This is a genomic window from Pseudarthrobacter sp. MOO14 (assembly GCF_058267675.1).
Map to the genome: position 1 here is coordinate 3,384,048 of NZ_CM177849.1, position 24,277 is coordinate 3,408,324.

Below are 24,277 nucleotides of genomic sequence, written 5' to 3' on the forward strand. Positions count from 1 at the left end.
AAGGGGAATCATGGCCAAGTCCACCGCAGAAAACACCTATCTTCGTCTCAAGACCGTCCTGGATGTCCTGACCGAAGGCGTGTGGTCCGGCGATGCACTGAATGCTGGCCAGGTCCTGGCGGAAGCAACGGCCCGCGTGCCTTTCAACGAGCACGAAGCCGAACTCCTCAGCGGCGGAATTCCCCGCGGCCACAAGACCCTTACCTCGGCGACCGCCAAACTGGTCAAGGCCGGCTGGCTGGTCAAGGGCCGTACCGGCTGGACCATCACCGAGGACGGGATGCGCGCCACGGTTGCCTTCCCTGACGCGGTTTCCTTCGCGTCAGCGCTCGACGCCGGCACGCCCGTCCCTGCCGACACGCCGGTCCCCACCGCTCCCGAAGGCTTTGTCCGCCCGGTCTCCGCAGCTGCTTCCGTCCTGGAAGTTCCCGCCAAGGATGACGCCAAAGCGACGAAGAAGGCTCCCGCCAGGAAAGCGCCGGCCAAGAAGGCGGCCGCCGCTGTGGGCAAGGCCGCCAAGGCCATCGAAGACGCCGTGGAACCTGTGGTGAAGGCTGTCCGGAAGAAGGCGCCGGCGAAGGCCAAGGCCGAAACCGCGGTGCCCGCAACCGAACCGTTCGAGGGTCCGGATGTCGAAACCCACCCGCAGCCGGAGGCCGTGGCACTGGCCGGTGACTTCAACACCATCCTGGGCGCACCGGAGAACTGGGCGCCGCAGTACGACGAAGCGCAGATGGAGTTCGACTTCCTGGACCAGCTCTGGAAGAAGAGCGCCGAGCTTCCTGCCGGTTACTACACCTTCAAGATCGCCCTGAACCGCTCGTGGGACGAAAACTATGGTGCTTTCGGTGCGTTTGACGGCCCCAACCACGAACTGCACCACGCCGGCGGCACGGTGACCATCCGCTACAACCACGCCACCCGCGACATCACCATCAACTAGCCGGTATCTCCTCCCGGCCCTGGCAGGAAGCCGCGCCTTCAGTGCGTTAGGTGCCGCGGCCGGGAGGAAGTTGGCCGGTCCCGAGGAGGAACACCATGGGCAGGCACGCAGGGACACCGAAGGACGGTTCGGCTGGGGATGCCGTGCGGCTGGATGCCCGGGTGCTCGGCATGGTCCAAGGTGTGGGCTTCCGGTACTGGACCATGGCCAAAGCGGAGGAACTGGGATTGTCCGGTGAGGTGGCCAACCGCGACGACGGATCGGTGTCAGTCGTGGCCGAAGGACCCGAGCCCAAGGTCCGGCAGCTCCTGGAGTGGCTCAACTCCGGCAGCACCCCGGGCCGGGTGGAACGGGTGGACGGGTCAACGTCCCGGGCCGGGGGACACTTCCGCGGTTTCCGGGCGCACTGACCGCCCCGTCCCAAGCTTGCGCCCCGGCGCCCGCCGCGACTACTCCCGCGGGCTGAGGCCGATGAAGGCGCCGAGTTCCTCCAGTGCCGCCGGTTTGTGCGGCATATAGCTGGTGAGCCCGGGGGAGCGGATGATGACGGCCCGCCACTGCCCGCGCGAGACTGCCACATTGATGCGGTTCCGGTTGAGCAGGAATTCCGCGCCGCGCGGAGCCTCCGCTACCGCCGAACACGCCATGGAGACGAACACTACCGGGGCTTCCTGGCCCTGGAACTTGTCCACCGTGCCCACCTTCACCTCCGGCAGCCCGGCTTCGGCCAACGCTCTCCGGACCAAATGCACCTGGGCGTTGTAGGCGGCCACCACCATCAGGTCCTGCTGCTCCAGCGGGCGTGACCCCGCGTCCGGGCCGGAGGTCCACTTCAGGCCGAGGTGGCGGCGCGCCTGCCGCACCACTTCCTCCGCCTCTTCGTTGGACGCTGAAGCATTGCCACTGTGGTTGACGAACACCGTCTCCACCCCGGGCGGCAGCCCATCGAGTTCGCGCTGGCCCGCGGCCGGTGCGGACTGCAGCTTGCCGTCGTAGCTGAGGTTCGAAACTGCCCTGCACAGCTCCGGGTGCATCCGCCAGGTATCGGCGAGGAAGTAGCCCAGGCTTGCGGGGAGGGTCGCATGCCCCGCGGCGAGCCAGCCCAGGGCTGATTCGTCCACTGGTTCCGGATGTGCCCCTTGGGTGACCTGGGGGAGCTGCTGCGGATCGCCCAACAAGAGGAGGCGTTTCGCCGCGCGGGAGACCGCCAGGGTGTTGGCCAGCGAGAACTGGCCGGCTTCGTCGATCACCAGCAGGTCCAGGGACCCGGCGGGGACTTCCTTGCCGGTCATGGTCCATGCGGTGCCGCCCACCAGGCAGCCGCCGGGTGCGGCCAGCATGCGTCCCACATCACGCTCATCCGTTGCCGTCCACGGGACAGAGTGGGGCGCGGCGAGCTTTTTGGCCACAAGCGAAGGGTCCACGCGGCCCGCCTCGACGGCACGGCAGAGGAGGTTTTCCACCACATTGTGCGACTGCGCAACCACCCCCACCTTCCAGCCCGCCCGCACCAGCTCGCCGATCACATGCGCGCCGATGTGGGTCTTGCCCGTTCCCGGGGGTCCTTGAACGGCCAGGTATGAGGTATCGAGGTCCCGCAGGGATGCGGCAATGGCTCCGGCGTAGTCGACGGTGCCGTCCGGCAGGTGCCGGACCCCGGCCGGGGCGCCCATGCTGCGGAACCGCGGAGGCACCTTGCGCAGGATGTCCAAGCCCGGCTGTGCGGGCAGTCCGGGCACGGTGGAGCCGACAGTCCTGGCAAGTTCCGCGATGGCGGCCTCAATGTTGTCTGTTGGGATGGGGGTGTCCTCGGTCAGCGCTATTGGAAGGTGCGGGTACGCGGCCACCTTTCCGGATTCCCGCTCCGAGATAGTGATGATGGTGTGCTCCGGGTTGTCCGGCGCCGCCGCGAGGTCGTGGATGCGGGTCTTGAAGGCATAGGCCTTGGCCTGTGGTGTTGCATTCGGGGCAGCCATGCCCTCAGGCCCGGGGGCTTCATAGAGCCGGCACCAGTTGGAATCGACCCGGAAATCCGAACCTTCCGTCATGGTGCCGCGGAGCTGCAAGACCCTGGTCCGCATCCGTTCCCGTGGTTTGGCGAGGGCCCAGTCCGAAATGACCTCCGCCGATGACACTGTGAACACGTTCCGCTGGTCCGCCCAGTTCTCCACAGGCGCTTCGACGCGGTCGAAATGCTGCCACCAAAACTGTTTCCGCTCACGCCGGTGGTAGCCGGTGGCCGCTGCCACCATGGCGACGGCCCGCTCATCATCGGTCCAGGGCCGGTCATCGGGAAGGGCCGAGAGGTACCCGCGCAGCTGCAGTTCCTCGGGGGTTTCGTCCGGCGCGTCCGGGAGGTCGTCGGGCGGGGGATTTCCGATAGGCGTGGTGGCGGCCAGCGGGCCACCGGCCCGTGCCGGTTCCGCGGTGTTCACCGGCAGCCGGGCGGACCGGGTGTCTGGGACCGCCGTCGGGGCGATCTCCAGCAGCCAGTCCCGGAGCCGCAGGGTGGAAAGGCAGTCGTATCGGTTGTAGTCCGAAATGGACGCCAGGACGGCATCGGCTTCGTCCCGGCGGCCGGCATCACGGGCGGCACAGTAAGCGGCATATGCCACCACGGAGGCGCCGGCATCCTTGACGTCCCCGGACCGCAGGTTGTCTCCCATATACAGCGGTTCCAGCTTCTTGATGGAATACGAGGCCTCGGAGATCCGGATGGAATGCTTGACCGTGGCGTAGAGGTCCACCAGCAGTCCTTGCCGAAGCCAATCGTCCACCGTGTCCTCGCCTGCCTGGTGCACCAGGGAAAGATTCCGCAGGGCTGTCTTTTCGTAGGCGGCGTAGTGATAGACGTGCATGTCCGGGTACGTCGCACGCCGCTTCTCCACGTAGTCAAGGAAAGCCAGGAAGGCGCGGCGTTCACCGGCGCGGGAATGCGCCCAGAACGGACGGAATGCGGGCTCCTTGGCGGCGTCCGTCCCGGGGGCCTCGATGACCCCGAAAAGGTACTCGATTCCCCAGGCACCGGTGGCTGGATCCTGCCAGAGCGGATCGCCTTCGAAGTCGAAGAAGATGTCTCCGGCGCTCGGAGCGGGAAGCGAACCGACGGCGTGGTCCGCAAGGACGGTATAGGAGACCGTATGAGGCTGCCCGTCCTTCATGAACGTGCGGGATCCTGCGGCTGTGTCCAAGCCCAGCTGCATCCGGGCCTGCGCGCGGAGGCGGGCCAGTGACCCCCGTGCATCCGGGGCGGGCATGGCCGCGAGCTGGTCAATGGTGGTGACTCCGGCGGCATGAAGCTTCCGCCGTTGGACGACGGACATCCCGGCGACCATCAGGAGGTCCCGGTGGCGGGTCACCTGCTCGGCGCAGTAGTCGCAGCGGCCGCAATGCACGATGCCGGGCTGTTGCCACTGCACAGGGGCATCTTTGGCGCGGTGGCCGGCCGTCAGGTACCGGAAACGCCGGCGCCGTTCGCGGAAGACCGGAAGCAGGTCCGGCAGGGAATGGCTGCTTCGGAGCCAGTCGTCGCCGACACGGGTCCCCAGCACCAGCGTGACGACGGGGGAGGGATCCAGCCCCATCCCGAGAAGCTGGTCGCCGTAGGCAGCCAGTTGCAGCAGGGCCCCCACCTTGGCGTGCCGGGCAAGCTTGGTGTCCCAGACCTCGTACCGGCCCGGGTTTCCGGTGCCTGCGGCCTCGTTGACCAGGAAGTCGGCGTAGCCCAGGAACTCGCCGTCGAAGAAAGTTGCCTGGAACACCACGTCGGCCCCGGAGCGAAGGGCAAGTTCGGTTTCAGCATGTTTTGCCTGCAGCTCACCGCGCAGGTTCAGGCCGCGTTCCAGGGAGTAGACACCCGAACCCCGGCTGGCATCCCACGGGCCATACTTGGCCACCAGGCTGGCCAGCACGGTTTGTTCATGCCGGTCGCCCAGTTCGCCGGCCCGCTTCTGCATCTCGTCCACGGGGAACTCCGCTTTGGGAGCACGACCCAGCTTTTCGTCCAGGATCCGGAGTGTGCGGTACTCACATTCGGAGGCCGCCACAAGGTCGCTGGCGGAGAAGACCAGGTCCGGCGGCGCGTCGGATCCGGCATCATGACCGGCAGCGTCCAGCAGAAACACGTGGCCTCCCCAACTGTTTGCGGGCCCGGAGTCGGTTCCCCCGGCCTGGAATCAAACCTAGCAAGGAGGGCCGACAAAAAGGGCTGCGCGCTTTCCAGCACCTTGAGGGACAGGTGCATGGACCCGGGCGCGGCCCGCCGGGCTGGGCGTAGAGTTCAACGGGGGCGCCTCCGCGCGGTTTCCCTTCGACCCCAAGACCGCGCCTGTCAACCGGCGCCTGGACGGATCGGTGTACGACTGGTGAACACTGCAGCCTTTGAATCCTTTGACGTGGTGGTGATGGGGGAGATCCTCATCGAAGTCGCCACCGACCAGCCCTTCGGCCATGGCGTACCAGCACGGCTGGGCATCTCCGGAGACGCCCTCAATGTCGCTGCAGCCGCCGCAGCAGCGGGTGCCCGCGTGGGCCTGCTGTCCGTGCTCACGGACGACGACCTGGGTCAGGCCATCGCGGCCCGGATCGCCGAGCTGGGGATCGTCACCGACCAGTTGACGTTCCGTCGCGGGCAGCAGGGCGTCTACCTGGTGCACAGCGACCCCGACGGCGAACGCGAATTCACCTACGCCCGCAGCGGCAGCGTCGGGTCCACCCTTGGGCCGGACGATGTCGACCCGGACGTCTTCGGCGCGGCCGGCGCGGTGGTGGCGGGCGGCATCACCTGCGCCATTTCGACGACGGCGCGCGCCGCCGTCGTCAAGGCCGCGTCCGCAGCCAAACGCTTTGTCTACGACCCCAACTACCGGCCCCGGCTCACCACCGCTGTGGACGCGGCGGCGGCACTGACCGAACTTGCCACACAGGCATTCCTGGTGACGCCCTCCTTCCCGGGCGAGACGGCAGCCCTGCTGGGAGTTTCCTCGCCCGAAGCATCGGCCGCGAAGCTGCGCTCGATGGGGGCCGCCAACGTAGCTGTCACCTGCGGCGCCACGGGCGTCCAGCTCGAATGGTCCGGCGAAACCGGCGTGCAGTCCGCGTGGGTACCGGCCATTCCGGCGCCCGCGGTAGTGGACCAGACCGGCGCCGGGGACGCGTTTGTGGGCACGCTCACCGCACGCCTGGTGCTGGGCGACGACTTCCCGACGGCGGTCCGGTATGGTGCGGCGGCTTCCTCGCTGGTGGTCGGAGGCAAAGGCGGCACAGGCCTCATCCCCACGTTCGAGCAGACCTCTGCCCACGCCGCAGCCACCTTCCCTGAGGACTGCCGCACCATCGACACCAACGGGCCGGACGGCCTGGGAAATGAGATCCACCATGGCTGACGCATCAGGCGTCCTCCGCGTGTCACCTGTCATCCCGGTGGTCACCATCGACGACCCCCAGGATGCGGTGCCCCTGGCCCGTGCCCTGGTGGACGGCGGCGTGAAGATCATTGAGCTGACCCTGCGCACGGACTCCGCACTGACCTCGCTGAAGCTGATCGCCCAGGAGGTGCCGGACATCCTGGTGGGCGCCGGCACCATCCTCACGCCGGGGCAGGCGGACGCCGCAGTCCAGGCGGGGGCCACGTTCCTGGTAAGCCCGGGTGTCACCCCCGCGCTGCTCACCCACATGCTGTCCCTGGACGTCCCGGTGCTGCCCGGCGTCGCCACTGTCGGGGAGGTAATGGCCGTCCTGGAGGCCGGTTTGGATGCGATGAAGTTCTTCCCCGCCGGGCCTGCAGGCGGGCCGTCCTACCTGGCCGCCATCGGGGCGCCCATCCCGCACGTCCGGTTCTGCCCCACCGGCGGCATCAGCCCGGGCACCGCGCCGGACTACCTCAAGCTGCCCAACGTGGCCTGCGTCGGCGGCAGCTGGCTCACCCCGGCAGACGCCGTCGCGGCCAAGGACTGGGGCCGGATCACCAGCCTGGCAGGCGGCGCGGCTGCGCTGGGCCGGTAATCCGCCCCGCAGCGGCGGCCCTGGTTCAGCTTTCGGCCGCGGCCGCCCTGACCTGGGCCTTGTCGTGCTCCTCATGGGCGCTGCGCAGCAGTTCCAGGAACTCCGTTTCGTGCCGGACAAGCCGCTTGTACTTTTCCGGAAGCTTGCGGATCTGGTCTTCTTCGCGGCACATCTTGGCGAAGATCTTGTCCCGTTCCGCCATGTCGGTCTCGTAGTTGAGGTCAAGGTACTCGACGGCGTGCCGCCTGGCCCCGGAGACAGCGTTCTTGGCTTTGCCCTTGGGGCTGAAGACCGACGCCAGGATCGTCAGCAGCAGCACGCCGAGGATCACGCCCAGGGAAACCCCGGTGCTGACTTCCACCACGTTGACGTGCTCGCCGTCGTTGATGAACGGCAGGGTGTTCTCGTGCAGGGCGTGCAGGACCAGCTTCACGCCGATGAAACCGAGGATGACGGCCAGCCCGTACGAGAGGAAGATCAGCCGGTCCAGCAGGCCGTCGATGAGGAAGAACAGCTGGCGCAGGCCCATCAGCGAGAACGCCGTGGCCGTGAAGACGATGAACACGTTCTGGGTCAGGCCGAAGATCGCCGGAATGGAATCCAGGGCGAACAGGATGTCCGTGCCGCCGATCGCCACCATCACCAGCAGCATGGGGGTCAGCACCCGCTTGCCGTTCTCCACGGTGAACAGCTTGTCACCGTCGTAGTGTTCGGAGGCCGGCAGGAATTTCTTGGCGAGCCGCACCACAACGCCGTCGGAGTCGTCGTCGTGGTCATCCGGTTTGAGCAGGTGGCCCGCGGTGACCAGCAGGATAAGCCCGAAAATGTAGAAGACCCAGGCGAAACTGTTGATCAGCGCGGCGCCCAGGAAGATGAACGCGGTGCGGGCGACCAGGGAGAAAATGATGCCGAACAGGAGCACCTTCTGCTGGTCCGCGCGCGGCACCTTGAAGCTGGCCATGATGATGAGGAATACGAAGAGGTTGTCAACGGACAAGGCCTTTTCCGTGACATAGCCCGCGAAGTATTCGGTGCCCATGTCCGGCCCGCCGAAGATGAGGACAGCCAGCCCGAACAGCACCGCAATGCTCAAGTAGATGGCGGACCAGACGGCCGATTCCTTCAGGGACGGGGTGTGGGCCTTCCGGACATGGAAGAAGAAATCGAAGGCCAGCAGCCCTGCGATAACCACAATGGTCAGGATCCAGGCGTAGGCAGGGGTTTCCACGCGGCGGGCCTTTCGTCGGAGGTTACCCCAGCCTACCTAAGCGGGCTTCAGGAGATGGTGCTCCACGACGGCGGATCGCGACAGCGTCTTGTACCCCTCCTGTTCGAACAGCACCGTGATGACGTCCCCCTCCTCCCGCATCACCAGGCCCGGCCCCCACTCCTTGTGCACCACTGCGGACTGTGGCGGGAACGGTGCACCGGCGCTGTACGCCGGACCGCCGTCGTCGTCCGTGTCCTTGCCGGCCGGAGGCGCAGCTGCTCGGTGGACTTCCGCCGTGCACGCGTCGCAGTTTCCGCACGGTTCAGGCATGTCCTCGCCGAAGTAGCCCAGCAGGAACCGCCGCCGGCAGCCGTCCGCCTCGGCGTAGGCGCGCATCATGCCCAGCCGGGACTGGTCCACGCGTTGCCGGGCTTCGGCGAGCTCCACGGCGTCCTGCACCAGCGCTGCCGGTTTGGCCTTGGAGGTCAGGCGGACTCCACGTTTCCCGCTGCTTGCGGCACCGATCTCTTCCAGCAGGTTGACCAGCGCCGTGATGCGACGGGCCGGGAGGCCCGTCAGTTCCGCCAGGGATGACTTCGGCGCGGGAGCCTTGGCGGCTTTGAGGACCTTCAGGACCGCCAGCAGCGAACCGGGATCGGGCGAGCGGCTGCTGAAGAATTTCCGCAGCCCCAGGTCCTCCGATCGGTAATGCAGCACGGCGGCGGCGGCGTTTCCGTCGCGGCCGGCGCGGCCTATCTCCTGGTAGTAGGCGTCGAGTGATTCCGGAATGTCGGCATGGACCACGAAGCGGACATTCGGCGTGTCGATGCCCATGCCAAAGGCAGTCGTGGCCACCACCACATCCAATTGGTCATGCAGGAACAGCTCGTGGATGTGTTCCCGGTCCGCGGCGCGCCGGCCGGCGTGGTAAGCCTCGGCGCGCAGCCCCTTTGCCGCCAGCCGCGCCGCGTACTCTTCGGTGTCTTTCCGGGTGGCGGCGTACAGGAGGCCCTTTCCCGTCCGGGCCAGGTCCGCCACCTGCCCCATCACCGCCTTGCGTTTGTCCTTGTCCTTGTGGTGCCGGACCACAGCCAGGCTGATATTGGGCCGGTCGAAGCCGTGGACCAGGACCAGCGGGTCCTTCATGGCCAGCCGCTCCACGATCTCATCGCGCACCGGAGGGGAAGCCGTGGCGGTCAGCGCGGCCACGGGCGGGTTGCCCAGTTGCTCCCGGACCGTGCCCAGGCCCAGGTAGTCCGGGCGGAAGTCATGGCCCCAGGAGGAGACGCAGTGGGCCTCGTCCACCACGAACAGGGACACATCCAAAGCCTTGAGCCGGTCCACCGTTGACGGCCGCGCCAGCTGCTCCGGGGCCAGGAACACGAACACGGCCCTGCCGTCCTCCACCGACTGCCAGGCGGCGTGGACGTCGGCGTCGCTGTGTGCGGAATTGATGGCGACGGCGGCATCCGGCCCCAGATCCGCAACCAGCGATTCACGCTGGTCCTCCTGCAAGGCGATCAGCGGAGAAACCACGACGGCGGGACGCCCGGTGAGGTTGTGAAGGTGCAGGGCTGCGACCTGGTAGATGGCGGACTTTCCGTACCCCGTGGGCATGACGGCCAGGACGTCGCGGCCCCCGGTGAGGGCGGCCATGCCGGCCAGTTGGCCTTCCCGAAGGTTGTCCAGGGAGAAGGACGAGGCCGCAAGGGCGCGAAGGGCAGGTTCGTCGGACATGAAAAAAGGGCTCCGCACGGAAGGAAACAATGGCCGCCTGCTTCAGCCGTGGGAACCAGCCTACGCCAGGGCCCTGGTGCTTGACTTCACGGGAATGCTCAACAACTGTGGAGTGACATATCCGCCAATCCAGCCGGTCCTTCCGGGAGCCGGCGAACAAGGAGCATGTTGTGGCGCGCGAAAACCCGAAGGTCGAAGAACCGGAAGAGTCCGATCTCGAGGTGACCGGCCACCCCAAGACCTGGGCCGCGGGAGTTCCGGGCGTCTACCACTCGATGCAGCCGGCGGTCCAGCACATGGGTGTGGAACGGTCGCGGAAAACCCTGTTGGCCCTCAACCAGAAGGACGGCTTCGACTGCATGAGCTGCGCGTGGCCTGATCCCGGCCACCGCAAGACGTTCGAGTTCTGCGAAAACGGTGCCAAAGCCGTCACTTGGGAGGCGACCCCGGTGGTGGTCGGCAGCGAATTCTGGGCAGAGCATCCGGTCAGCGAACTGCGGAAGCGGTCCGAATACTGGTTGGGCATGCAGGGCCGGCTCACCGAGCCCGTCTACAAGGCTGCGGGGGAGGACCACTACCGCCCGGTGACGTGGGAGCGCGCCTTCCAGGTCATGGCTGACAAGCTCAAGTCCCTCCCGGACCCCAACCAGGCCACGTTCTACACCAGCGGCCGCACCTCGAACGAAGCAGCCTTCCTGTACCAGCTGTTCATCCGCGCCTACGGCACCAACAACCTCCCCGACTGCTCCAACATGTGCCACGAATCCTCGGGATGGGGCATGGGACAGACCATCGGCGTGGGCAAGGCCACCGTGTCCTACGATGACTTCGGCAAGGCGGATTTGATCATCGTCATGGGCCAGAACCCGGGCACCAACCACCCGCGGATGCTGACGGCGTTGGAAGAAGCCAAGGAGGCCGGCGGCCATATCGTCGCTGTCAACCCGCTGCCCGAGGCCGGACTTCTGCGCTACAAAAACCCGCAGAAGGTCAAGGGCATCATCGGCCACGGCACCCAAATCGCCGACCAGTTCCTGCAGGTGCGCATCGGCGGTGACATGGCGCTGCTCCAGGCGGTGTCCAAGCGCGTGCTCGACGCCGAGACCGCCAACCCCGGTAAAGTCCTGGACCACGCATTCCTTGCCGAACACTGCGACGGTCTCGAGGAACTGCGGGCGCACCTGGCCCACCTGGACGAGGCCGCGGTGCTGGAAGCCACCGGCCTGCGGTCTGAGGAAATCGACGAACTGGCGGCCCGCTACCTGGCGGCGGACAAGGTGATCATCACCTGGGCCATGGGCATTACCCAACAGAAAAAGGGCGTTGCCACCATCAAGGAGATCATCAACCTGCTCCTGCTGCGCGGCAACATCGGCAAGCCCGGTGCCGGCGCCTCGCCCATCCGCGGCCACAGCAACGTCCAGGGCGACCGGACCATGGGAATCTGGGAACAGATGCCGCCGGCCTTCCTGGACGCCCTTGGCCGGGAGTTCCAGTTTGAGCCGCCGCGCGACCACGGCCTGGACGCGGTCCAGACCGTCCGTGGAATGCGCGACGGCGGCGTCAAAGTCTTCGTAGGGCTTGGCGGCAACTTCGTGGGCGCCATTTCAGACACCGAGGCCGCCGAAGCGGCCATGGAGAACACTGAACTTTCCGTCCAAATCTCCACCAAGCTCAACCACTCCCACGCCGTGACCGGGGCCGAGGCCCTGATCCTGCCCACCCTGGGCCGGACCGAGATCGACCGGCAGGACTCCGGCCCACAATTCGTCTCGGTGGAGGACACTGTCTGCGCCGTCCATGCCAGCCATGGCGTCGTGGAGCCGGTGGCCCCCGGGCTGCTCTCCGAAGTTGCCATCGTGTGCCGGCTTGGCGCCGCCACGGTGGGGGACCGGACGTCAGCGGACTGGGCCGGGTTCGAAAAGAACTACGACCTCATCCGGGACCACATCGCCCGCGTGGTGGTTGGCTGTGAGGACTACAACACCAAAGTCAGGCAAAAGGGCGGGTTCGTGCTGCCCAACGGTCCGCGGGATTCCCGTACCTTCAACACCCCAACCGGGAAGGCCATGCTCACCGTCAACGAACTCGAACACGTTGACCGGCCTGCCGGAACCCTCATCCTGCAGACCATGCGCTCGCACGACCAGTTCAACACCACCATCTACGGCAACAACGACCGCTACCGGGGCATCAAGAAAGGCCGCGAGGTGGTGTTCGTCAACCCCGTGGACCTTGCCGAACTGGGCCTCGCCGACGGGCAACACGTTGACATCCACGGCGTCTATAAGGACAACGTGGCCCGGGTCCTGCGCAACTACCGGGTGGTGTCCTACCCGTCCGCCAAGGGCTGCGCCGCAGCGTATTACCCCGAGGCCAACGTCCTGGTCCCGTTGGAGAGCGTCGCGGAGGGAAGCCAGACCCCGGCGTCCAAAGCCGTCATCGTCCGCCTTGAGCCTGTGAAAGTCCTGGAAGAGGAGCCCGCCGCCGCAGGCTGACAGGTTGTGGGCCTGTCGAAACCCAGCTGACCGTGCCCCGGCGGCACGCGAACGAGCGACTCCCCGCCGTTTGGACTTTTCCCTGCGTCACGCGAAGGGGATGTGTCCACATGGCGGGGAGTCTGCGGGCCGTGGCCGGTTACTGTCCCGTGTCCGCCCAGCCGCGGCCGGCGGGCCCGCCGTGCGCGCCGTCGTCGACCAGGCCCAGGGCGACCCGGGCCGCCTTGGCCACGGCAGCCGACGCCGCCTCACGGCTCCCGGCGCTGCCCGTCCCCGCGTCCAGCGCCGCTGCGTACCCCACCAGGAACGTGGTGATGGGCGCGGCCGCATGGATCACGTTGTCGGCGGATTTGCGGGCGAGGTCCAGCAACAGCTCCTGGTCCACGTCGAGGTCCAGGATCTGCAGTGCCTGCGCCAGCCGGTGGGTCCACTGGTCCAGCACCTGGGCTTCGTCGTCGTTGACTGTCATGGTTTCTCCTTTGCTGACACCGGATGTCTCAGGTGTCGATAGTGGACATGTTCGGGTAGCGGGCGCCCGCTGTCGACCCTGCGGGGGCCAATTCGTCCAGCAGCCGCAGCTCATCGGCGCTGAGCTCCACTTCCACCGCGCCCAGGTTCTCGCGCAGCCGGTCGCGCTTCTTGGTGCCTGGGATCGGGACAATATGTTCACCCTGTGCCAGCAGCCAGGCGAGTGCCAGCTGGCCGGGAGTGCACTGCTTGTGGTCGGCCAGTTCCTTCACCCGGTCCACGAGCTCAAGGTTCCGGGTGAAGTTCTCGCCCTGGAACCGTGGCGAATGCCGGCGGAAGTCGTCGTCGGCGAAGTCGTCCACGCTGCGGATCTGACCCGTCAGGAACCCGCGGCCCAGCGGACTGTACGGCACGAACCCGATTCCCAGCTCGTCGAGCACGGGAAACACCTTGGTTTCCGGCTCCCGCTCCCACAGCGAATATTCCGTCTGCAGCGCCGTGATCGGGTGCACCGCATGCGCCCGGCGGATGGTGTCCGCCGACGCCTCGGACAAACCGAGGTGCCGGACCTTTCCGGCCTGGACCAGTTCCGCCATGGCGCCCACCGTGTCCTCGATAGGAACCGTCTTGTCCACCCTGTGCTGGAAGTAGAGGTCGATGTGGTCCACGCCCAGCCGCCGGAGGCTGGCGTCGCAGGCCGACTTGACGTACTCGGGGCGGCCGTTGATGCCCACCCAGGAACCATCCTCGCGGCGTTCGTTGCCGAACTTGGTGGCGAGCACCACGTCATCGCGCCGGCCCGCTATTGCGCGGCCCACCAACTGTTCGTTGGTGAAGGGCCCGTACATGTCCGCCGTGTCCAGCAGCGACCCGCCGGCGTCCAGGAACTCGTGGATCGTGGCAATCGATTCCTGCTCGTCGCCGTCGCCGTAGAACTCGCTCATGCCCATGCAGCCAAGGCCCAAGGCGGAAACAGTCAATTGTCCAATAGTGCGTGTTTTCATGCCGTTCTCCTCAACGGTAGAACTTGCCTTAGGGGCAGCCGGCCCGCCTGTTTGCGCGGAAGCCGGTGGGTGTCGCGTACGCCACTATAGGCGCTTCCCCTTGGGGACGCGTCGATAGACAGTTGCACCGGCAAACAGGGGGCACCTACCCCTAGACCGCTCCCGGGGGCCTGCCTAGACTGGGCGGACCCCACGCCGGGAACCTGCCCCTGATATTCATCAGGAATCGCCAGTGGAGCAGGGCGGGTCCCATGTCCGGGGTTTTTCAACCTACCCAGATCACTGCCGTCCCACCGGACGGACCTGACTACAGGAGCGATAGATGACAGGGAACAAAGCCGTTGCCTACAAGGAAGCCGGCAAGGTCGAAGTAATTGATATTGACTACCCTACGTTCGAACTCAAGGACGGGCCCGGGGTCAACCCCGCCAACGTGGGGCGCCCCGTCCACCACGGGGTCATCCTCAAGACAGTCGCCACCAATATTTGTGGTTCTGACCAGCACATGGTCCGCGGCCGCACCACGGCTCCGCCGAACCTGGTCCTGGGCCACGAGATTACCGGCGAAGTGGTGGAGGTAGGCCGCGACGTCGAATTCATCAAGGTGGGCGATCTCTGCTCAGTGCCGTTCAACATCGCCTGCGGCCGCTGCCGGAACTGCAAGGAGCGCAAGACCGGCATCTGCCTGAACGTGAACCCGGACCGTCCAGGCAGCGCCTACGGTTACGTGGACATGGGCGGCTGGGTAGGGGGCCAGGCGAACTACGTGCTGGTGCCGTACGCCGACTGGAACCTGTTGAAGTTCCCGGACAAGGACAAGGCCATGGAGAAGATCCTGGACCTGGCCATGCTTTCGGATATCTTCCCCACCGGGTTCCACGGCGCGGTCACGGCGGGGGTGGGTGTTGGATCCACGGTGTATGTTGCGGGTGCCGGCCCGGTGGGCCTCGCAGCCGCCACCAGCGCGCACCTGCTGGGTGCCGCCGTCGTCATTGTGGGCGATATGAACGAGGGCAGGCTGTCCCAGGCGCGCAGCTTCGGTTGCGAGACGGTGGACCTGTCCAAGGGTGATCCGAAGGACCAGATCGAGCAGATCCTCGGCATCCCCGAGGTGGACTGCGGTGTGGACGCCGTCGGCTTCGAGGCGAAGGGGCACGGCCACGACGCCAAGGAGGCACCGGCGACGGTCCTGAACTCCCTGATGGAGCTCACGGCGGCCGGCGGGGCCCTGGGCATCCCCGGCCTGTACGTCACCGGCGACCCGGGCGGCATCGACGAGGCCGCCAAGAAGGGTGCCTTGTCGCTGAGCCTGGGCACCGGCTGGGCCAAATCCTTGAGCTTCACCACGGGCCAGTGCCCGGTCATGAAGTACAACCGGCAGTTGATGATGGCCATCCTGAACGACCGGGTGCACATTGCCAAGAACGTCAACGCCAAGGCGATTCCGTTGGAAGACGCGCCCAAGGGCTATGCCGAGTTCGACGCCGGCGCGGCCACCAAGTACGTCCTGAATCCGAACGGCTACCTCAGCTGAGCCGTGGGCGGACGGTGATGCCACGAGGGACTCCTCTCAGGCGGAAATATGTGCTGCCCGTGCCGGGTTAGGCTTTGCACGGGCAGCACGACCGCAACGAAGGAGTTTCCCTTGAGTGATATCACCGTCCGCCACAACGCCGAGCGCAGCCGTTTCGAGATCCTCGACCGCGGGAACGTGATCGGCAAGGCCGCCTACCAGGATTACGACGGCGGCGCGTCACCACAGCGGATTTTCTACCACACGGTGATCAACGAGGAATACGGCGGGCAGGGCCTGGCCGGGAAGCTCGCCGCGGCTGCCTTGGACGCGACGGTGGAGGCCGGGACGGGCATTGTCCCGGTCTGCCCGTTCATCAAGAAGTTCGTGGCCAAGCACCCGGAGTACTCGGACAGTGTGGTGGCCGTGGCTCCGGCGCACCTGGAATTCCTCGAAACCGCCCTTTCGGCCAGGGCCCGGGCGTAGCCCCGGGCGCCGCAAACGTTGATTGTGGGCCGCCCGGGCGGTCCGGTGGAACACACCGCAAGTCTTCAGGAAGCTCCCAAACTCCGGTGATTTAATCGCATCTGTCAGCGCGGCTCAACGCCGCGCTGACGTTGTTTGTCATTGCCGAGGCGGGACAGGAGCCCTTGTATGTCCGAGCACCCCCAGGTGCCCACACCAGGCCGCGCCGCTCCGCCGCCACCGCCCGCCCAGCCGGCCCCCGGGAGGGGCCGGGGCATCCGTACGCTGGTCATCCTGGCCCTTGCCGTCATACTGGTCATCGCGGGAACCATCGCCCTTGCCGTAGCCCGGTCCGAGCCGCCGACCGGTTCCGTTGCCCCCACCCAGCCTGTGGCGGCGCCGGCACCCGTTGCGGCAGCCCCGGAGTCCCTGCAGGACAGCGTGGACACCATCCTCAGCGAGGCGGACCAGTACCGGATCGGGCTGGCGCTCGCGGACGTGTCCGGCGGCGCGGAACGCACGTTCGGCGATGCGGACGCCTTCACCGCGGCCAGCACGGCGAAGATCCTGACAGCTGCTGCCTACTATCACTTGGTGGAAAAGGGGGAGGCGGCCCTGGATGAGCCCATGGGCGACTACGACGCCGCTTTCCAGCTCAAAGCCATGGTCAACGACAGCAACAACGACTCCTGGCAGCTGCTGATGGACGCCGTCGGGTACCCCCAGTTGATTGCCTACGCGGCCTCAATCGGTGTTACCTACGACCCCGAAAAGAACCTGTTGACCGCGGCGGACATGGCCCTGATCCTGAAAAAGCTGTACGCGGGGGAGCTGCTCAACGCCGACAACACCGCCCAACTGCTCAGCTACATGCAGGACACAAACAACGAAGACCTCATTCCCGCCGGCTCCAGGGCAGGCATCGACGTCCACCACAAATACGGTGAGCTCTCCGGCGAACTGCATGACGCCGCACTGCTGAGCTACCGCGGCTCGACCTTCGCCCTGGTGATCTACACGGAAAACCGGGACGGCGTGGCCGATGACGGGCAGGCCGAGGTGATCCGGGACCTGACCCGGGCCGTTGAGGATGCATTGTTCCCGGTTGGGGTGGCGGGCAGGTAGCCAACGCCACGCCCGCGCCGTGGTCCGCCGACTCGCCCTCAGTGAGCGCTTTGGGCCAGACTGTTACCGTGAGCAACAACCCACGGACTGCCTTGGCCGTCGCAGGCCTCAGCCTGGGCACGGCACTGAACCCGCTCAACTCCTCCATGATCGCCGTGGCCCTGGTGGTGCTGCGCGCCGATTTCGGGCTCGACGTTGCGGCCGTCACCTGGGTGGTCACATCCTTCTACCTTGCTTCTGCGGCCGGCCAGCCGGTGATGGGCAGGTTGGCGGACCGGTTTGGGCCACGACGGATGTTCATGCTGGGCATGGGGCTGGTGGCCGTTACCTGCGCCCTGGCACCGCTGGCCCCGAACTTTGCCTTGCTCTGCGTGGCCCGGGCGGTCATGGCACTGGGCACGGCCACCGCGTACCCCAGCGCCGTGGTGATGGTGGGGGCGATTGCGCACCGGGCCAAGGTGGACTCGGCCCGGCCGCTGGGCCGGCTCCAAATGGCGAACACGTCGGCAGCTGCCGTGGGGCCCGTCGTCGGCGGTTTGCTCGTGGGCTTCGTGGGCTGGCAGTCGCTGTTCCTGATTAACGTTCCGCTGGCGGTGGCGGCGCTGCTGATCGTGCGGCAGGCCGCACCTGCGGACCAGGTCCGCGAGCGCGGCAGCGTGGCCCAGCTGGTGCGGGACTCGGATGTTCCGGGCATCGCAGGCTTTATCGGTGCCCTGCTGCTGGTCATGATGGCGGCGCTGAATGTGGCGCCTGACTACCGCTGGTGGATGCTGGCCGCCGGCACGGTTGTGGCAGCCCTCTTCGCCTGGCGGGAGCTGCGGTTCGCCAAGCCGTTCCTGGACCTGCGGCTGCTGGGCCGGAACAGGCCCCTCATGCTCGTTTACCTGGCGTTCGCGGTGTTCAGCAGCGTCTACTACTTCGTCTTTTTCGGCCTGCCCCAGCTCTTGCAGGAGGCGGGCGGCTATGATCCCGGCGTCGTGGGCCTGTTGATGCTGCCCCTTGCCGGGATGTCGGTGGTGGCCACCCCGTGGGCCGTCTCCGCGATGGGAAGGTTCGGTGTGCGCCGGGTGCTGCTCGCCGGCGTCGTGCTCCTGACGCTTGTGGCGGCACTGATGTGGCTGCTGACCGGCACACTGGCCATCCCCTTCGTGGCGGTCCTGACCGCGCTGATGGGGATTCCCTACGGAACCGTCAGTATCGCCACCAACCAAGGCATGTTCGTCTCCACCCGGCCGCAGGACCGCGGCGTCGCGGCAGGGATCTACCAGACGTGCCGCTACGTTGGCGCGATCACCGCTACCGTGATGATCGGTGTGTTCGCGTCCGGTGGCGTGCACCAGGACAGCTGGATGCGGATGGTCCTGGCCATGCTGGTGCTCTGCGCCGTGACGCTCGGGATCTCTGTTTTCTGGCGGCAGCAGAAGGCGTAGCCGCCTTACCCGCCGGCACCCGACGGCGGCGTCCCCGGGGTGACCCGGACCCGTGCAATCCGCAGCTTGTCCATGCTGAGGACCGTCAGCACGTACCCCGGGACCTGCACCCGGTCACCGGCCTGCGCCAGCCGCCCCAAGCGGGACATCATGAAGCCTGCCACCGTCTCATAGCGTCCCTCGGGCAATTCGATTCCGGAGGCTGACGTGAACTCCTGCAGGATCAGGCCGCCGTCCACCTCGATGGACCCGTTGGCAACGGTGACACGGTCCTCGTGTTCGGCGCCGGTGTCGTACTCGTCATAGATCTCGCCCACGAGTTCTTCCACGAGGTCTTCGAGCGTGACCACACCGTCGGTGCCGCCGTATTCGTCCACCACCAAGACAATGTGCTGGTTGGTCTTGCGCATCCGGGACAGCGACGGGAGGACCCTGTTGGTTCCCGGCATGGCCAGCATGGTCCGGGCAATATCCTTCACCGGCGCCTGGTCCTGCGCCTCGCCCCGGGGCATCAGGTCGCGGATATGGACGAAGCCCAGGACGTCGTCGGGGGTCCTGCCAATCACCGGAAACCGGGAGTAGGGGCCGTCCCTGACCATTTCGCGGGCGGCAGCGACCGTTGTGGTCCCGTTGATGAAGGTCACTTCCGTGCGGGGACGCATGACCTCCTGCAGGGTCCGGTCGCCGGCGCCGAACACATCGGCCAGGATGTGGCGGTTGCTTTCCTCAAGGGCCTCGCTTTCCGCCACCATGTCCCACAGCTCCTCCGACGTGATGCTTGCCCGTTTGGCATGCGGGTCGCCGCCGAACAGCCGTACCACCGCATCGGTGGAGACGGACAGCAGCCAGATGACCGGCCGCGTAACCCTGGAAAGGGTGATCAGCGGCGGAGCCAGGATCCTGGTCAGGGCGACGGGGTTTTGCAGGGCCAGCCTCTTGGGTGCCAGCTCGCCCAGGACCAAGGACAGGTAGGCCACCAGCAGCGTCATGCCAACGAACGACGCCGGCCCGGCGGCGGCCCCGAGCCCAAGGGCTTCCAGGAGGGGTACGACGACGGGCGCGATCGCCGAGGCGCCGTACGCTGCCGAGAAGAACCCGGCCAGGGTCACCCCGATTTGGACCGTGGAGAGGAACCGGTTGGGATTCCGCGCCAGGGCGGCGGTCCGGACCCCTGACTCGCCGGACTTTTCGATGCGGCGGATCTGGCCCTCGTGCAGGGACACCAGGGCCATTTCCGCTGCGGCAAAGACACCGCCCAGCAGAACGAAACTGAGAACCAGAGCAATGTTGACCAGGGTGCCGCTGTCCATGAGATGACCTTAGACCCGCGGGCGGCCGCGTGGACGCGGAGCTCCAGTGCGGGCTGCCGGGCGGGTGTCGTCGCTAGACGATATGTAGTAGGAGGTGGCCGGCTTGGGAGGACCACCTGTCGAGCCTCTGGACCCTTCTGGAGGTCCATTGTCGCCGGACCGTTTCCGGAGCGTCCTGCTTTGTGCCGATTCCCGTCGCCGATGCGGATCGGTGGACGCTCCGGATCTAGTTCCGGCGCTGATGGCCCTCTGTCAGAAGGGTCCGGAATATGTGGCCCAGGGGGCTGGAACCTCCTTTTCAAAGCAAGTCGTGGGTTGCCTGCCACACTTGGCGAACAGGTAGAGCCACATTTGAAATTTGGAGGTTCCAGCTATGTTCGAGCGTACAAGCGTCGGCTTGGATGTCCATGCCCGCACTGTTGTTTCATGCGCCCTGGACGCGCAGACCGGCGAAGTCATTTTGCACCGCATGACTCCGGATCGTGGTGAGATTCTCGCCTGGATTCTTTCCCTGCCGTCGCCGGTCAGAGTCGTTTACGAGGCAGGACCAACGGGCTTTGGCCTGGCACGGTTCCTGCTGGCCTCCGGGATCGACACAGTCGTCGCGGCACCATCGAAGCTCCAGCGCCCGTCCGGGGACCGGGTAAAAACTGACGCAAAGGACGCGCTGCATTTGGCCCGGCTCCTGAAGCTGGGTGAGGTCACCGGGGTAAGAATTCCATCGGCGGACCAAGAAGCTGCACGGGATCTGGTCCGTTCCCGGGAAGACGTCCGTGGCGATCTGATGCGTTCCCGGCACCGGATTTCCAAACTGCTGTTGCGCCAAGGCATCGTCTATTCCGGCGGGCAAGCCTGGACTGGCACTCATGAACTCTGGCTGGCACGCCAGCACTTCGAGAACCCGGTCCGGCAGCTGACCTACGAGTCCTCCCTGGAAGCGATGCATGAGATCTCAGACCGCCGGGACCGCCTCGATCAAGCGATCACAGAGATGGCGTATGCGAGCGAGTACACCCCGGTGGTCAGATCACTGCAGTGCCTGCGCGGCGTCTCGACGCTGACCGCGTTTGGACTGGCCGTGGAGATCGGCGACTGGGACCGGTTTACTGGTTCCACGATCGGCGCTTACCTCGGCCTGGTCCCGACTGAGCATTCCTCCGGGCAGTCCCGGTCCCAGGGGTCCATCACGAAGACAGGCAACAGCCACGCGCGCCGCCTGCTTGTGGAGGCCGCATGGCACCACCGCAGGCCCTATAACAACCCGTCCCGGCTCATGCGGTCCAGGTGGGAGGAAGCCACCTCCGAAGCACGAACCCGCGGCCATGCCGGCAATCGGCGCCTGCACGAACGCTGGCTCAGCTACCTCGAACGCCGCAAGCGCCCGGTCATCGCCAAAGTCGCCATCGCCCGCGAACTCTCCGGCTGGTGCTGGTCCCTGGCCACAAGCACACCTCCGGCAGCCCGCTCCCCAAGATCGATCGCGTCCGTGCACTGATCAGAGACAGAAAGCCCCCGGGGAAACCCAGTTGGAAGTGGTTCCTTGCAGCGCGTGGAGTAAATCCGCGATACACCTATGGGCAACCAACAACGGCCACGCCCGTCATTGCTAGACCAGCGGTAACCTCCAGCCGAACACTTCGTCCTGCGGTAACCAACCCGCGCATATCAGTCTGACCGCGCAGTCGCCAACGACACGCTGGCCACACCCAACACCTCTTCCCAGGGCACAAAAAGGAAGCGGTCCCAGGCAATCCAGCCCGAGGACCGCTTCCTCACGCTCTTGACAAACGAGACCTACATATCAGGTGTACATCAGCGAACCGGGGGTGGTGAGCTTCTCACCGGTTTCCAGCCAGGTCTTCAGGCCGGAGAGGATCATCGGCCAGCCGCCGTAGAGCTGTTCGTTGGCCCCTTCGCGCAGGTCGCTGTGCGTAACGGTGAGGTGGCAGGAGTCGTCGCCTACCGGTTCGATCTCCCAGGTGATTTTAGAGGTGCCCTCGGCCTTGACGTCCTCGCCCCAGAGCGCCCGCATGGTCTGGACCAGGCGGCGCGGCGGATCCACCTCCAGGTTCTCGCCCTCGCCCAGGGCCTCCCCGGCCTTGGGGTTGCCCATCACGAACTTGCCACCGGGTGTCCAGTCGGACTCCATGGTGTTTCCGAATTGGTACTTGCTGCGGATGTCACTGTCGGTGATGGCTTCCCAGAGCCGTTCCGGCGTGGTCTTGATGTAGATCTCGAAGATCTTTTCCATGGGAGTTTCCAATCTGGATTTGAGGTCGCTGAGGGCAGCGGCCCATGGTTCTGCGTATTTGCTGACCCAGCGGTCGTGGACCAGGCGGATGGGCACCGGGTTGAGGAAGTGCAGCTTTTCCCGGCCCCGACGGCGGGTGGCCACCAGGCCTGCATCCTCCAGGATGCGCAGGTGCTTGGCGATGCCGAAGCGGGTCATGCTGAACCGCGCCTCAAGCGCACTCAGGGTCTGGCCGTCCTCGCGGAACAGCTCATCAAGCAGGTCCCGGCGGGTGGGGTCGGAGAGTGCTTTGAACACGTCGTCCATACCGCCAATGATAGGTGACTAAATGGTCACCTATCAAGGGTTTTACGCAGTTGGCTCAAGCCGGGAGCCGCGTGGGCGGTTCCTCGCCGTCAGCCGCGCGTGCGGAACCCCGGCGGCCGGGTGGCCTAGGGCCCCAGGGGGAGGAAGAGCAAGGTGAGCAGGGCGGGAAGGGTGGCGGCAAGGGTCCCCGGGACGCTCTCCCACCGCTTCGGGTAGTGGCCCTGCAGGTCGGCCAGCAGCATGGTGGGGGCGGTGAGGACCATGTTCAGGCAGCAATACACAACCAACGTGTACCCCACCACGGTTTCGCCGATGTTGACCGCCACCAGCCCGGCCGCCAGGCCCAGCGCGACCACCAGGTTCTTGTACCCGGTGGGGATGGCCCACATCATCACCGCGGGCACGTTCTCCGGCGGCGTGCTGAGGAACTTCTGCGCCCACCTGCTGCGCAAGAGCAGGAAACTCTCCACCGGGAAGACGCCCACGTAGATGGCCACGGCCATCACCGCAAAGACCTGGGACATGATGTTCATGCCGGAAGGGTAGGGCCGCGGCACTGTAGCGCACCATCCCCGGATTGGGGGATTCCACGGGAACCCGGGGAGCCGGATACTGAACCTATGTGGGAGGAACGCGCTGAGCGCGCCCGGCGGGAGATCGCCGCGCTGGCCACAGACGGACTGGACTTGTCCGCCCTCTATGCCGCCGCCCTGGCACTGGTGCGGCAGTCGGTGCCGTTCGACCAGGCCTGCTGGGCCGGCGTGGACCCCGACACGATGGTGATGAATTCGGTCACCAACTGGCGGCCCTGGCCCGTCACCGACGAGTACGCCGTCCGGTTCGCCCAATCCGAGTATCAAGGGAACGAGCCGAATACCTTTGCCCAGTTGATGGGGCGTCCGCGCCCGGTGGCTCGGATTTCGGATGCGCCTGGCCCCGCGGTGGCCGGCAGCATCCGGATCAATGACCTCTTGCGCCCGCTGGGACTGGTGCATGAACTGCGCGGCGCGTTCCGCGTGGACCAGTCGTGCTGGGGAGTGGGCAGCCTGTTCCGTAATGGGGCGGTCGACTTCAGCGACCGGGAGATGGAATTCCTGGCAGCGGTTACTGGCACGCTCGCCGCCGCAACCCGCATCGCCACCCGCGCCCACCACGCGGTCTGGCACCAGCATGGGGGCCCGATCATCGTCCTCGCCGGCGATCGTGGTGAGTTGCGGGCCGCCACCCCGGCCGCCACCACGTGGCTCCAGGCACTCGAAGACGCGGCTCCGGGCCGGTTCAGCATGGTGCTGTACGCCGTGGTGGAACAGGCAAAGGCGTCACGCACCGGGACGGCGCGGACCCGGATGCGGGACCTCGACGCCGGTTGGGTGGTCCTTCAGGCCAGCCGGCTCCTCACCGGGGACGATCCCGGACAGATGGTGGTCACGGTGGAGCCGGCCACCACCGGCCAGTTGCTGACCCTCCTCCTGGCTGCCTACGGCTTCACCCCGAGGGAACAGGAAGTCTGCCTGGAACTCATCGCAGGCAGCCCGGACGCTGATATCTCCCGGCATCTGTTCATCTCGCCGCACACCGTCTACGACCACCTCAAATCCATCTTCGACAAAGTGGGGGTGGGCAGCCGCGGGGAACTGGTCGCCAGGCTGACGGCAACTGGGTAGCCTTGGGCGCATGCAGAAGATATCGGTCGACGCCTTGGCGCGCCAGCAGCTCGAGGCAGCGCTCGCATCCCCCAACGGTCGTGCCGCCGATACCGTTTACGGCGGCCACGAGAAAATCCTCCGGCAATCCGTGATGGCGATGGCGGCCGGAACCCGGTTGAGCGAACACAAGAACCCCGGCGACGCCACGGTGTTCGTGATCCGCGGCTGCATCCGGCTGACCGCGGGTGGAGACTCCTGGCAGGGCAAGGCGGGGGACCTGCTGATCGTCCCGCCCGGCCTGCACAGCCTGACGGCCGAAGAAGACTCCACCTTCCTGTTCACCGTGGCCAAGCACCGCGACTGACCCA

Annotated in this window: 20 protein-coding genes; 12 read left to right on the top strand and 8 right to left on the bottom strand. The window is 66.4% G+C overall.

Annotation, left to right across the window (positions count from 1 at the left end; genetic code table 11):
• Window positions 1-10 precede the first annotated feature (10 nt).
• Together AC4EEV_RS15790 and AC4EEV_RS15795 are read left to right on the top strand one after the other, a co-directional pair.
• The gene (locus AC4EEV_RS15790; RefSeq protein ID WP_491329400.1) at window positions 11-943 is read left to right on the top strand and encodes a pullulanase X25 domain-containing protein; all 933 of its coding nucleotides are present in this window, start codon (window positions 11-13) and stop codon (window positions 941-943) included.
• 95 nt (window positions 944-1,038) lie between these two features.
• Window positions 1,039-1,353 carry an acylphosphatase gene (locus AC4EEV_RS15795; RefSeq protein ID WP_133832476.1) on the top strand — a complete coding sequence of 105 codons (315 nt, stop codon included), beginning with the start codon at window positions 1,039-1,041 and terminating at the stop codon, window positions 1,351-1,353.
• A 39-nt stretch (window positions 1,354-1,392) separates the two neighbouring features.
• On the opposite strand, the gene AC4EEV_RS15800 is transcribed toward AC4EEV_RS15795, so the two are convergent.
• Window positions 1,393-5,067, bottom strand: a complete 3,675-nt coding sequence (locus AC4EEV_RS15800) for a TM0106 family RecB-like putative nuclease (protein ID WP_491329401.1) — start codon at window positions 5,065-5,067, stop codon at window positions 1,393-1,395.
• 240 nt (window positions 5,068-5,307) lie between these two features.
• On the opposite strand from AC4EEV_RS15800, the gene AC4EEV_RS15805 reads away from it, so the two are divergent.
• Window positions 5,308-6,327: a PfkB family carbohydrate kinase gene (locus AC4EEV_RS15805; protein WP_491329402.1), complete on the top strand. Its 1,020-nt coding sequence runs from the start codon at window positions 5,308-5,310 to the stop codon at window positions 6,325-6,327.
• Window positions 6,320-6,946 (top strand): bifunctional 4-hydroxy-2-oxoglutarate aldolase/2-dehydro-3-deoxy-phosphogluconate aldolase, encoded by a 627-nt coding sequence (gene eda / locus AC4EEV_RS15810; protein ID WP_133832473.1) that lies wholly within the window; start codon window positions 6,320-6,322, stop codon window positions 6,944-6,946. The genes AC4EEV_RS15805 and eda overlap by 8 nt, the downstream gene beginning before the upstream one ends.
• Window positions 6,947-6,971: 25 nt before the next feature.
• On the opposite strand, the gene AC4EEV_RS15815 is transcribed toward eda, so the two are convergent.
• Window positions 6,972-8,174, bottom strand: a complete 1,203-nt coding sequence (locus AC4EEV_RS15815) for a TerC family protein (protein WP_491329403.1) — start codon at window positions 8,172-8,174, stop codon at window positions 6,972-6,974.
• 36 nt (window positions 8,175-8,210) lie between these two features.
• The gene (locus AC4EEV_RS15820; RefSeq protein WP_491329404.1) at window positions 8,211-9,893 is read right to left on the bottom strand and encodes a RecQ family ATP-dependent DNA helicase; all 1,683 of its coding nucleotides are present in this window, start codon (window positions 9,891-9,893) and stop codon (window positions 8,211-8,213) included.
• A gap of 170 nt (window positions 9,894-10,063) precedes the next feature.
• Between AC4EEV_RS15820 and AC4EEV_RS15825 the strand changes: the two genes are divergently transcribed.
• The gene (locus AC4EEV_RS15825; protein ID WP_491329405.1) at window positions 10,064-12,391 is read left to right on the top strand and encodes an FdhF/YdeP family oxidoreductase; all 2,328 of its coding nucleotides are present in this window, start codon (window positions 10,064-10,066) and stop codon (window positions 12,389-12,391) included.
• A gap of 139 nt (window positions 12,392-12,530) precedes the next feature.
• On the opposite strand, the gene AC4EEV_RS15830 is transcribed toward AC4EEV_RS15825, so the two are convergent.
• Window positions 12,531-12,860 (bottom strand): DUF6457 domain-containing protein, encoded by a 330-nt coding sequence (locus tag AC4EEV_RS15830; RefSeq protein ID WP_018762248.1) that lies wholly within the window; start codon window positions 12,858-12,860, stop codon window positions 12,531-12,533.
• Window positions 12,861-12,888: 28 nt separating this feature from the next.
• A complete protein-coding gene (locus tag AC4EEV_RS15835) occupies window positions 12,889-13,863 on the bottom strand; it encodes an aldo/keto reductase (RefSeq protein ID WP_285318517.1) in 975 nt (324 codons plus the stop codon).
• Window positions 13,864-14,185: 322 nt separating this feature from the next.
• On the opposite strand from AC4EEV_RS15835, the gene fdhA reads away from it, so the two are divergent.
• The 4 genes from fdhA to AC4EEV_RS15855 all read left to right on the top strand — a co-directional run bounded on the left by fdhA (window position 14,186) and on the right by AC4EEV_RS15855 (window position 18,396).
• Window positions 14,186-15,397, top strand: coding sequence for a formaldehyde dehydrogenase, glutathione-independent (gene fdhA, locus AC4EEV_RS15840; protein WP_018762250.1), 1,212 nt, complete (start codon window positions 14,186-14,188; stop codon window positions 15,395-15,397).
• Window positions 15,398-15,508: 111 nt separating this feature from the next.
• The gene (locus AC4EEV_RS15845; RefSeq protein WP_018762251.1) at window positions 15,509-15,862 is read left to right on the top strand and encodes a GNAT family N-acetyltransferase; all 354 of its coding nucleotides are present in this window, start codon (window positions 15,509-15,511) and stop codon (window positions 15,860-15,862) included.
• 168 nt (window positions 15,863-16,030) lie between these two features.
• Window positions 16,031-16,966, top strand: a complete 936-nt coding sequence (locus AC4EEV_RS15850; RefSeq protein WP_491329406.1) for a serine hydrolase — start codon at window positions 16,031-16,033, stop codon at window positions 16,964-16,966.
• A gap of 68 nt (window positions 16,967-17,034) precedes the next feature.
• Entirely contained in the window at window positions 17,035-18,396 is a 1,362-nt protein-coding gene (locus AC4EEV_RS15855) for an MFS transporter (RefSeq protein WP_026264715.1), read from the top strand.
• 5 nt (window positions 18,397-18,401) lie between these two features.
• Here the strand turns inward: AC4EEV_RS15855 and AC4EEV_RS15860 are convergent, their stop codons facing one another.
• Window positions 18,402-19,706, bottom strand: a complete 1,305-nt coding sequence (locus AC4EEV_RS15860; RefSeq protein WP_491329407.1) for a hemolysin family protein — start codon at window positions 19,704-19,706, stop codon at window positions 18,402-18,404.
• Window positions 19,707-20,079: 373 nt separating this feature from the next.
• Here AC4EEV_RS15860 and AC4EEV_RS15865 point away from each other — a divergent pair, with 373 nt between their 5' ends.
• Entirely contained in the window at window positions 20,080-21,201 is a 1,122-nt protein-coding gene (locus AC4EEV_RS15865) for an IS110 family RNA-guided transposase (RefSeq protein ID WP_491329408.1), read from the top strand.
• A 306-nt stretch (window positions 21,202-21,507) separates the two neighbouring features.
• Here AC4EEV_RS15865 and AC4EEV_RS15870 read toward each other — a convergent pair whose 3' ends face one another.
• Together AC4EEV_RS15870 and AC4EEV_RS15875 are read right to left on the bottom strand one after the other, a co-directional pair.
• Window positions 21,508-22,263, bottom strand: a complete 756-nt coding sequence (locus AC4EEV_RS15870) for an ArsR/SmtB family transcription factor (protein WP_018762255.1) — start codon at window positions 22,261-22,263, stop codon at window positions 21,508-21,510.
• Between the two features lie 125 nt (window positions 22,264-22,388).
• Entirely contained in the window at window positions 22,389-22,796 is a 408-nt protein-coding gene (locus AC4EEV_RS15875; protein WP_026264716.1) for a DUF1304 family protein, read from the bottom strand.
• Window positions 22,797-22,883: 87 nt separating this feature from the next.
• Here AC4EEV_RS15875 and AC4EEV_RS15880 point away from each other — a divergent pair, with 87 nt between their 5' ends.
• Window positions 22,884-23,927, top strand: a complete 1,044-nt coding sequence (locus tag AC4EEV_RS15880; RefSeq protein ID WP_491329409.1) for a helix-turn-helix transcriptional regulator — start codon at window positions 22,884-22,886, stop codon at window positions 23,925-23,927.
• 10 nt (window positions 23,928-23,937) lie between these two features.
• A complete protein-coding gene (locus tag AC4EEV_RS15885) occupies window positions 23,938-24,273 on the top strand; it encodes a cupin domain-containing protein (protein WP_018762258.1) in 336 nt (111 codons plus the stop codon).
• Window positions 24,274-24,277 lie beyond the last annotated feature (4 nt).

What these genes read in the sequence shown, in the direction of transcription:
- AC4EEV_RS15790 (WP_491329400.1), top strand. Translation starts at nt 11, where the DNA reads ATGGCCAAGTCCACCGCAGAAAACACCTATCTTCGTCTCAAGACCGTC.
- AC4EEV_RS15795 (WP_133832476.1), top strand. Translation starts at nt 1,039, where the DNA reads ATGGGCAGGCACGCAGGGACACCGAAGGACGGTTCGGCTGGGGATGCC.
- eda (WP_133832473.1), top strand. Translation starts at nt 6,320, where the DNA reads ATGGCTGACGCATCAGGCGTCCTCCGCGTGTCACCTGTCATCCCGGTG.
- AC4EEV_RS15820 (WP_491329404.1), bottom strand. Translation starts at nt 9,893, where the DNA reads ATGTCCGACGAACCTGCCCTTCGCGCCCTTGCGGCCTCGTCCTTCTCC.
- AC4EEV_RS15830 (WP_018762248.1), bottom strand. Translation starts at nt 12,860, where the DNA reads ATGACAGTCAACGACGACGAAGCCCAGGTGCTGGACCAGTGGACCCAC.
- AC4EEV_RS15835 (WP_285318517.1), bottom strand. Translation starts at nt 13,863, where the DNA reads ATGAAAACACGCACTATTGGACAATTGACTGTTTCCGCCTTGGGCCTT.
- fdhA (WP_018762250.1), top strand. Translation starts at nt 14,186, where the DNA reads ATGACAGGGAACAAAGCCGTTGCCTACAAGGAAGCCGGCAAGGTCGAA.
- AC4EEV_RS15850 (WP_491329406.1), top strand. Translation starts at nt 16,031, where the DNA reads ATGTCCGAGCACCCCCAGGTGCCCACACCAGGCCGCGCCGCTCCGCCG.
- AC4EEV_RS15860 (WP_491329407.1), bottom strand. Translation starts at nt 19,706, where the DNA reads ATGGACAGCGGCACCCTGGTCAACATTGCTCTGGTTCTCAGTTTCGTT.
- AC4EEV_RS15865 (WP_491329408.1), top strand. Translation starts at nt 20,080, where the DNA reads ATGTTCGAGCGTACAAGCGTCGGCTTGGATGTCCATGCCCGCACTGTT.
- AC4EEV_RS15870 (WP_018762255.1), bottom strand. Translation starts at nt 22,263, where the DNA reads ATGGACGACGTGTTCAAAGCACTCTCCGACCCCACCCGCCGGGACCTG.
- AC4EEV_RS15875 (WP_026264716.1), bottom strand. Translation starts at nt 22,796, where the DNA reads ATGAACATCATGTCCCAGGTCTTTGCGGTGATGGCCGTGGCCATCTAC.
- AC4EEV_RS15880 (WP_491329409.1), top strand. Translation starts at nt 22,884, where the DNA reads ATGTGGGAGGAACGCGCTGAGCGCGCCCGGCGGGAGATCGCCGCGCTG.
- AC4EEV_RS15885 (WP_018762258.1), top strand. Translation starts at nt 23,938, where the DNA reads ATGCAGAAGATATCGGTCGACGCCTTGGCGCGCCAGCAGCTCGAGGCA.